This is a genomic window from Kitasatospora sp. NPDC002965 (assembly GCF_040611255.1).
Taxonomy (GTDB): domain Bacteria; phylum Actinomycetota; class Actinomycetes; order Streptomycetales; family Streptomycetaceae; genus Kitasatospora.
This window is the reverse complement of record NZ_JBEXNT010000244.1, coordinates 1-6,021: the sequence shown is the minus strand read 5'-3', so window position 1 is coordinate 6,021 and position 6,021 is coordinate 1. Positions and strand designations below refer to the sequence as shown.

General features: G+C 72.2%; 4 protein-coding genes and 1 pseudogene. 4 read left to right on the top strand and 1 reads right to left on the bottom strand.

Annotated features, from left to right (window positions below; translation table 11 throughout):
• The 3 genes and pseudogenes from ABZY91_RS41100 to ABZY91_RS41090 form a co-directional block, all read left to right on the top strand.
• Positions 1-270, top strand: a pseudogene (locus ABZY91_RS41100) (hypothetical protein); the annotation flags it as partial.
• 12 nt (positions 271-282) lie between these two features.
• Positions 283-1,383: a zinc-binding dehydrogenase gene (locus ABZY91_RS41095; RefSeq protein ID WP_355409254.1), complete on the top strand. Its 1,101-nt coding sequence runs from the start codon at positions 283-285 to the stop codon at positions 1,381-1,383.
• A 131-nt stretch (positions 1,384-1,514) separates the two neighbouring features.
• Positions 1,515-2,969, top strand: a complete 1,455-nt coding sequence (locus ABZY91_RS41090) for an aldehyde dehydrogenase family protein (protein WP_355409252.1) — start codon at positions 1,515-1,517, stop codon at positions 2,967-2,969.
• A 76-nt stretch (positions 2,970-3,045) separates the two neighbouring features.
• Here the strand turns inward: ABZY91_RS41090 and ABZY91_RS41085 are convergent, their stop codons facing one another.
• Entirely contained in the window at positions 3,046-3,939 is an 894-nt protein-coding gene (locus ABZY91_RS41085; RefSeq protein ID WP_355409250.1) for a LysR family transcriptional regulator, read from the bottom strand.
• A gap of 417 nt (positions 3,940-4,356) precedes the next feature.
• On the opposite strand from ABZY91_RS41085, the gene ABZY91_RS41080 reads away from it, so the two are divergent.
• Positions 4,357-6,021: beta-galactosidase (locus tag ABZY91_RS41080; protein ID WP_355409248.1), on the top strand; the 1,665-nt coding region annotated here is incomplete at its 3' end.

Here is a 6,021-nt window from a genome sequence, read left to right as displayed (position 1 = left end):
ACCACCGGCATCGTGGTCCTCTTCCTCACCGGCTTCTTCGTCTACGGCCCGCAGTCCTCGTTCTGGGCGCTCTGCCCCGACATCGCCGGCAAGCGGATGGCCGGCACCGCGGTCGGCGCCGTCAACTGCTTCGCCTACCTCTTCGCCGGGACCGCAGAGCCCTTCATCGGCGGCCTGATGGACAGCACCGGCAACACCAGCCTCATCTTCCTCTTCGTGGCCGGGTGCTGCGGGTGCAGCGCGCTCACCGCCCTCACGATCCGACGCTAGGCGGAACCGGACATGACGCATCCCAGCACCGTGAACTCCGTACCCCGCGCCTCACTCCCGCCGACCGCGGCCGTCTGGTCCGGGCCCGAGAAGGGGTTCAGCGTGGAACAGCAGCCCCTTCCCCGGCTCCTGCCCGGCGAGGTCCTGGTCCGCATCGAACTGGCCACCGTGTGCGGCAGCGACCTGCACACCATCGCCGGCCACCGGCCCACCCCGCTGCCGACCGTCCTGGGGCACGAGGCCGTCGGCGTCGTCGAGGCCGTCGGCGGCTCCCCCGTCCTCGCCGACGGCCGACCCGTCGCCCCCGGCCAGCGGGTCACCTGGACGATCGGCACCTCCTGCGGCACCTGTCGGCGCTGCACCCGCGGCGTCCCGCAGAAGTGCGAGAGCGTCCGAAAGTACGGCCACGAGGCCATCACCGACCACTGGCGCTACAACGGCGGTCTCGCCACCCACTGCCACCTGGTCGCGGGCACCGGCCTGGTCGCCGTCCCCGACGAACTGCCCGCCGCGGTCGCCGCACCCGCGAACTGCGCCACCGCCACCGTCGTGTGCGCGGCCCGACGCACCGAACTCACGGCCGGCGACAACGTGCTCGTGATCGGCTGCGGCATGCTCGGCCTCACCGCCATCGCCTACGCCCTCGACCGCGGCGCCCGCAACATCATCGCCTGCGACGTCGACGCCGGCCGGCGGCACCTGGCGCTGGAGTTCGGAGCCAGTGTCGCCTGCTCCCCGGGCGCACTGGAAACAGCGGTCAAGGAGTTCGGCGCGGACGTCGTCTTCGAACTGTCCGGCCACCACTCGGCCGTCCAGTCCGCCCTGGACCTCGTCGGGCTGGACGGCCGCGTGGCCCTCGTCGGCTCCGTCTCCCCCGGCCCACAGGTGGCCTTCGAACCCAACACCTTCGTCCGCAACCTCACCCGTGTCGTCGGCAGCCACAACTACACGGTCGAGGACCTCACCGAGTCCGTCGACTTCCTCGTCCGCACCCCGGCACAGGACCGGTTCGCCCGGCTCGTCCCCGACTCCTTCCCCCTCACGGACATCGACGCGGCCGTCACCGCGGCCCGCACCGGGGCAGCCCCCCGGATCGCCGTCCACATGGGCTGACCACCCCCCTCGCTGCCGGGCCGACGCCCCTGCCCCCTCACCGGGGCGTCGGCCCGGCGTCCAACCGCACGGCCCCCCGCCCCACCGCACGGGCCACCTCCCTGCTCCCTCTTCCACCCACGGAGTCCGCCATGTCGAATCCGCACCCCGAGCACCTGCTCAACCACATCGCCGGCCGCTGGTCGCCCTCGGTCACGGGGCAGGTGCGACCCAACCTGAATCCGGCGGACACCTCCGACGTGATCGGCGAGTTCACGGAGTCCGGAGCCGGTGACGCCACCGCCGCCGTCACCGCGGCCGCCGCCGCCCAACGGGACTGGGACGCGCTCGGACCGATCGAACGCGCCAAGCTGCTCAAGGCCGCGGCAGCCCTGATCACCGAGCGCTCCGAACTGTTCGCCGAGGCGATCACCAGGGAACAGGGCAAGCGCCTGTCCGAGGGCCGGGGCGAGGTGGCGCGCTCGCTGACCATCCTGGACTTCACCATCGGCGAGGCCCGCCGCATCAACGGCGTCACCACCCCGGCCGAGGAGCCCCGCACCCTCGCCATGACGTTCCGGCGCCCGCTCGGCGTGGTCGGACTCATCACCCCGTGGAACTTCCCCGTCGCCATCCCGATGTGGAAGGTCGCACCCGCCCTGATCGCCGGCTGCACGGCCGTTCTGAAGCCCTCGCCGCTGACCCCCTGGACCTCGGCGCTGCTGGTACAGGCGTTCGTCGACGCCGGACTGCCCGCCGGCGTCCTCAACCTCGTCCAGGGCGACCGCGACCCCGGCGAGGCCCTGGTCTCCGACCCGCGCGTCGCCGGCATCTCCTTCACCGGCTCCCTGCCGGTCGGACAGGCCATCAACCGGGCCGGCGCGAGCCGGCTGATGCGCGCCCAGCTCGAACTGGGCGGAAAGAACGCGCTCATCGTGCTCGCCGACGCCGACCTCGACGCGGCCGCGGACGCCGTCATCCACGGCGCGTTCGGCCAGAGCGGCCAGCGGTGCAGCGCCACCAGCCGCGTCATCGTGGACCGCGCCGTCCGCGACGCGCTGCTGGAGCGCCTCGTCCCGCGCGTGTCCGCCATGCGGATCGGACGCGGCGACCAGGACTGGGCCGACATCGGACCGGTGGTCAACGACGAGCGCCTGCAAGCCTGTCTGACCGCGGTGCGCACCGCCGTCGACGCCGGCGCCACGCTGGCCTGCGGCGGCAAGGAGGCGGCCCTGGACACCCCCGGCTACTTCATGGAGCCCACCATACTGACCGACGTGGCCTGGGACAGCGAGATCGCCCAGGAGGAGGTCTTCGGCCCCGTCCTGTCCGTCATCGAGTGCGACGGCTACGAGGACGCCATGCGCATCTCCAACTCCGTGAAGTACGGGATGTCCGGCACCGTCTTCACCCAGAACCCGTCCCTGATGTTCCAGGCCCTCCAGGACTTCCAGGCGGGCATGCTGCACGTCAACCGCCCGGGTGTCGGCGCGTACTCCCACCTGCCCCACATGGGCGCGAAGGCCTCGCAGCTCGGCGCCCCCGAGTGCTCCCCGGACGTGTGGGACTTCTACACCGACCTGCGCTCCGCCTGCATCCGGTACTGACACCCCGCCCGGCCCGGGCCATCCGGGCCACCCCGCCGACCCCTCCGGCCCCGCCCGCCCGGACCTGTCCCGCCCGTCACCCGGGCCACTCGGAGACGGCTCCGACCAGCGCCACGAACGCCTCCTCCGGCGGCGTGAGCACCCGGTCGGCCCGCCGTACCAGGGACACCGTCCGGACGGGCGGGGCCGGCACGACGGTCAGCGCGGCGAGCATCCCGGCCTCCGTCTCCTGGCGGATGACGTGCTCGGAGACGACCGCCAGGCCGAGCCCCCGGGAGACGGCCTGCTTCAGCGTGTCCGTCCCCCACATGTCCCACTGCTCGGCGCGTTCCAGCCCCCAGGTCCGCAACGCGGACTCCTGGAGCCGGCGGGTGGCGGAGCCGGCCTCGCGCATCAGGAACCGCTGGTCGGCCAGGTCGGCAGGGGTCAGGGCCCGGCCGATGAGGGGTGAACCCGGCTCGGCCACCAGCACCATGGCCTCCTCGAACATGCCCTGGGCGACGAGCTGTTCGTCCTTCGGCGTGCCGGCGCACAGCCCCAGCGCGACCTCGCCCCGCAGCAGCCACGACTCGACCGTCTCCTCGTTCCCCACCCTGATCTGGCAGGAGACCTTCGGGGCCCGCAGGGCGAACTCGGAGAGCAGCAGCGGCAGGAGGTAGGTGCCCAGGGTCGTCGTCCCCGCCAGCACCAGCCGGCCGGCACCGAGGCCCCGGTGCTCGGCGACGGCGACTTCCAGTTCGTCCATGATCGCGAAGATCCGCCGGGCGTGCTCGACCACGATCTCCCCGGCCGGTGTGGGGCGGGCGCCCTGGCTGGTGCGGTGGACGAGCTGGGCGCCGAGGGACCGCTCCAGGTTGCGGATGTGGTTCGACACGGCCGGCTGGCTGGTGAACAGCGACTTCGCCGCCCCGGAGAAACCCCCGGACTCGATCACCTTCGCGAGCACTTCCAGCTGGATCAGGGTCACCATGCGCCGTACCTCCGTTGCACGCGGTCCTCGGCCCCGGGCACCGGCCCGGGGTGGAGAAGACCGGAAGGGGAATCCGCGTCCGCCCATGGAACGCGGACTCCGGCGTCGGCGCAAGGCCCGACCGGCCGCCGGTCACGGAGTGTGGTCAGTGGGATGTTACCGGTACCAATTTTTCTGTCAATGGTTCTGCCAACATCAGTTGCAACAGGCACGATGTCCGCTCAGATCGTTGATACCGGTCACATTCGTGTGTTGACTGTAGGGGTCCGGCGACGACGGCACCGCCCGTCCCGCCGGCCCACCCCCGTTCCGCACACCTTCTCCTGGGAGTGACGAGTGCCACAGCTTTCCCCCTCATCGACACCGAACCCGGCAACCGGGCCCGCAGCCGTGCCGGGAGCCGCATCCTGGGGCTCGGTGCCCCGGCTCGCGTTCGGCGGTGACTACAACCCGGACCAGTGGGACCGGGACGTGTGGCGTGAGGACGTCCGACTGATGCAGCGGGCCGGTGTGAACCTCGTGTCGCTCGGCATCTTCTCGTGGTCGTGGATCGAGCCCGACCAGGACCGCTTCGACTTCTCCGGGATGGACGAGGTGATCGCCCTGCTGCACGAGGGCGGTGTGTCGGTCGACCTCGCCACCCCCTCGGCCTCGCCCCCGCCGTGGTTCTCCGAGGAGTACCCCGACGCCCAGTTCGTCGACCACCTCGGCCGAAGCCTGGGCCACGGCTCGCGCCAGGGATTCTGCCCGTCCTCGCCGGACTACCGACGCCGTGCCGGCGTCGTCGCCGACCGGCTCGCCCGCCGCTACGGCGAGCACCCCGCCGTGGTGATGTGGCACGTCGGCAACGAGATCGGCGGCTACAACACGCACTGCCACTGCCCCACCAGCGCCGAGGCGTTCCGCAGCTGGCTGCGCGCCCGCCACGGCGACCTCGACGGCCTCAACCGGGCCTGGGGAACGGCCTTCTGGAGTCAGCGCTACAGCGCCTGGTCGCAGGTCCGGATACCCGGCGCCACGCCGGGCCGCACCAACCCCGCCCAGCAGCTGGACTACTACCGCTTCGCCTCCGACGAGGTGCTGGCCTGCTACCGGACGGAACGCGACATCCTCCACCTCCACTCACCGGGACGGCCGGTGACCACCAACTTCATGGCCGGGTCGTTCAAGTGGGCCGACTACTGCGCCTGGGGAACGGAGGTCGACCTCGTCACCAACGACCACTACCTCGTCGCCGCCGACCCCGAGGCCCACACCGGGCTCGCCTTCAGCGCCGACCTCTCCCGGGGGATCGCCGCGGGCCGGCCCTGGTTGCTGATGGAACACTCGACCTCGGCCGTCCAGTGGCAGCCGCGGAACACCGCGAAGCGCCCCGGCGAGATGCTGCGCAACAGCCTCGCGCACATCGCCCGCGGTTCGGACGGCGCCTGCTTCTTCCAGTGGCGCCAGTCCGACTCCGGTGTGGAGAAGTGGCACTCCGCGATGGTCCCGCAGGGCGGCGAGTCCACCCGGATCTGGCAGGAGGTCGTCCGGCTGGGCTCGGTGCTCCGCAGGATCGGCGAGGTCGCGGGCTCCACGGTGGCGGGCGAGGTGGCGCTGCTGTGGGACTACGAGAACTACTGGGCCCTCGAAATGGGCGGCCGGCCGAGCGTCGACCTGGAGTACGCCACGGAGGCCGAGGCGTGGCACCGCGCGGTCTGGCAACAGGGCGTGGTGTGCGACGTGATCCCCTCCGACGTCTCCGCCGACGTGCTGTCCCGGTACCGGCTGGTGCTCCTCCCCAGCCACTACCTGGCCACCCCCGGGACGGTCCGGGCGCTCACCGCGTACGTGCACGGCGGCGGGCACCTGCTGGTCGGTCCGTTCTCCGGCCTCGTCGACCGCGACGACCGCCTCCACCCCGGCCCCCACCCGGGCGCCCTGCGGGACCTGCTCGGGCTGACCGTCGACGAGTTCCTTCCGCTGCGGGAGGGCGCCGCCCTGACCAGCCGGTCCGGGGACGGGTGGTGTCCTGCTTCCCCGCGCCGAGTGGACCACGGCCCACAGCCGGTACAGCTCGACGAGTTCTTCCGGCGTCGCCCT

Bases quoted from the DNA above. Each gene is read 5' to 3' on its own strand.
- ABZY91_RS41095 (WP_355409254.1), top strand. From the start codon at position 283: ATGACGCATCCCAGCACCGTGAACTCCGTACCCCGCGCCTCACTCCCG.
- ABZY91_RS41090 (WP_355409252.1), top strand. From the start codon at position 1,515: ATGTCGAATCCGCACCCCGAGCACCTGCTCAACCACATCGCCGGCCGC.
- ABZY91_RS41085 (WP_355409250.1), bottom strand. From the start codon at position 3,939: ATGGTGACCCTGATCCAGCTGGAAGTGCTCGCGAAGGTGATCGAGTCC.